Raw genomic sequence first — 2580 nt, forward strand, 5'->3', positions numbered from 1 at the left:
GTGCGTGCCGTGCACCGGGGCGACGGCGAGCGACCGCGCCAGCGCGGTCGCCCACGCCCGGCGGGCGGGGTTGGGCGAGCCCCACGAACGGGACGGGTGCACCCGGTTCGTCAGCAGCACCGCGACCGACCCGGACAGCGGGTCGAGCACCAGCGACGTCCCCGTGTAACCGGTGTGCCCCGCCGTGGACGGGGAGGTCAGACCGCCCATGTACCGGATCGCGTCGAGCTCGAAGCCGAGGCCCCGGCTCCCGTCCCCGGTGGTCCGGTCGGTGAGCATCGCCCGCACGGTCTCCGGGCGGAGGATGCGGGTGCCGTCGTAGGTGCCGCCGGTCAGCAGGGTCTGGCCGAACACGGCGAGGTCGCGCGCCGTGGAGAACAGCCCGGCGTGCCCGGCCACCCCGTTCAGGGCCCACGCGTTCTCGTCGTGCACCTCGCCGTGCACCATGCCGCGGGCGGGCCGCGTCTGGAACTCCGTGGCGGCGATGCGGTCGCGTTCGCCCGGTGGCGGAGTGAACCCGGTGTCGGACATCCCGAGCGGGTCGGTGATGCGCTCGGCGATCACCCTGTCCAACGGGTCGCCGGTGACGCGCTCGATCAGCACACCCAGGGTGATCAGGTTGAGGTCCGAGTAGGAGTGGCCGGACCCGGGCGCGGAGCGTGGTTCGACCTCGAGGACCGCCCGGATCCGGGATTCCTCGTCCGGGTGGTCCTGCCAGAGCGGGAGCGTCGCCGGCAGGCCCGAGGTGTGCGTGAGCAGGTGACGCACCGTGATGTCGTGCTTGGCGTGGACCCCGAACCCGGGAAGGTACCGCGCCACGGGGGTGTCCAGTCCGATCCGCCCGCGCTCGACGAGCTGCAGGGTCGCGACCGAGGTGAACAGCTTCGTCACCGAGGCGATGTCGAAGACGGTGTCCTCCCGCATCGGGACCCGTTCCTCCGGCGGGAGCTCGGTGCCCGCGCCGTCGGCGTAGCGTACGGCGTCGCCGGTCGCGTGCGTGGCCACGATCTCGCCGTCGTGGGCGAGCAGCCCCACCGCACCGGGGAAGAGCGGGCGGCCGTCCGCTCCGGCCGGGCCCGGTTCGGTCCACCGGTCGAGACGACGCTCGGCGGCCCGGATCGGCTCCGGGTCGAGCCCCGCCCGTTCCGGGGTGGAGTCGGTGAGCACGCCCGGACCGGCGGAGAAGCCGGGGCGGGGCCGATCGAACCGCCCGGAGTCGGTCTCCACCGCGGTCATCGCGGTCACCCCCGTCAGCGTCAGCAGCGCGAGCAGCACGGTGACCGGCCTTCTCCGGCCCCACGTTCCGACGGAAGCCCCCGGGCGCACCGGGTGTGCCGTCGTCCCCTTCGCCCGCATCGTCGCCGTTCACCTCCATGCTGCCCCGGCCGCGGCCGTCGGACCGGTCCGAGCTCCGCGCCGTCCGCCCCGTCCGTTCGCTCCCGTGCCGTGCGGCCATGTCCGCACCGCCGGGATCGTCCGTGTCGTCCGTGATGATCGTGCTGGTCGTGTCGGGTCCGTGTGATCCGGCCGGACCCGGGTGCCGGTGCTCACCGGTAGAGCAGGTGGGGACGGCGTCGACGCCGGAACCCGGCGAGCCCGTCCTGCCAGGAGGCGACGATCTCGTCGGGCCCCGCCCCCGCGTCCACCATCCGGCGGATGGTGTCCGAACCGGCGAGTTTGTCGATGAAATGGTCGTCCCGCCAGGCGAACAGGTTGGGATGCTCGGCCGCCGCGGTCACGAGCATCTCGACGGCGGTGCGGATCGGGTCGAACGCGGCCGGGGCGGTCACCGTCAGCTGCACCCCGCCACAGGTCTCGCCCGCGAACGCGCCGAAGGTCGGCACGAACCAGGTCTCCCGGAACCGCACGCCGGGCAGGTTCCGTTCCACCAGCCGCGCACGCCAGCGCCAGTCCAGCCCGGGCGCGCCCACCGTCTCGAACGGCCGGGTCGTGCCGCGTCCCTCGGAGAACACCGTGCCCTCGAACAGGCCCGTCCCGGGATACACGAGCGCGGTGTCCGGGGTGGGCATGTTCGGGCTCGGCGGGGTCCACGGCAGGCCGGTGTCGCCGAACCGGACGTCCCGGCGCCAGCCGGCGACCGGAACCACGTCGAGCTCGGGTACCCGGCCCCCGTCGTCCGGGAGGAACTCGGCGTCGAAGAACCGCGCCAGCTCGCCCACGGTCATCCCGTGCTGCTGGGCGATCGGGCGCAGCCCCACGAACGAGCGGAACGCCGGGTCCAGCACCGGCCCCGCCGCGTGCCCGCCGAGCGGGTTCGGCCGGTCCAGGACGACGAACGCCGCCCCGACGCGGGCGGCGGCCACCATCGCCTGATACATCGTCCAGATGTAGGTGTAGAAGCGGGCGCCGACGTCGGCGATGTCGAACACGATCGTGTCCACGCCCGCGTCGGTGAACAGCGCCGCGAGGGTGTCCGCGTCGGCGCGGTAGATGTCGTGGACCGGCAGGCCGGTGCGCGGGTCGGTGCCGTCGCGCTCGGCGGCGCCCGCCTGGGAGCTGCCGCGGAAACCGTGCTCGGGGCCGAACACCGCCCGCGGCCGGACCCCCGCCGCGACCAGC

At 74.3% G+C, this 2580-nt stretch carries 2 protein-coding genes; both read right to left on the reverse strand.

What is annotated here, in order from left to right; translation table 11 throughout:
* A partial coding sequence (locus ACTIR_RS23755) for a serine hydrolase domain-containing protein (protein ID WP_052583917.1) occupies positions 1 to 1236 on the reverse strand: 1236 nt, incomplete at its 3' end.
* A gap of 311 nt (positions 1237 to 1547) precedes the next feature.
* Positions 1548 to 2580 (reverse strand): exo-beta-N-acetylmuramidase NamZ family protein (locus ACTIR_RS23760; protein WP_034240458.1); only part of this gene is annotated, 1033 nt, incomplete at its 5' end.

The sequence above is a fragment of the Saccharomonospora iraqiensis subsp. iraqiensis genome (genome assembly GCF_000430445.1).
Lineage (GTDB): Bacteria > Actinomycetota > Actinomycetes > Mycobacteriales > Pseudonocardiaceae > Saccharomonospora > Saccharomonospora iraqiensis.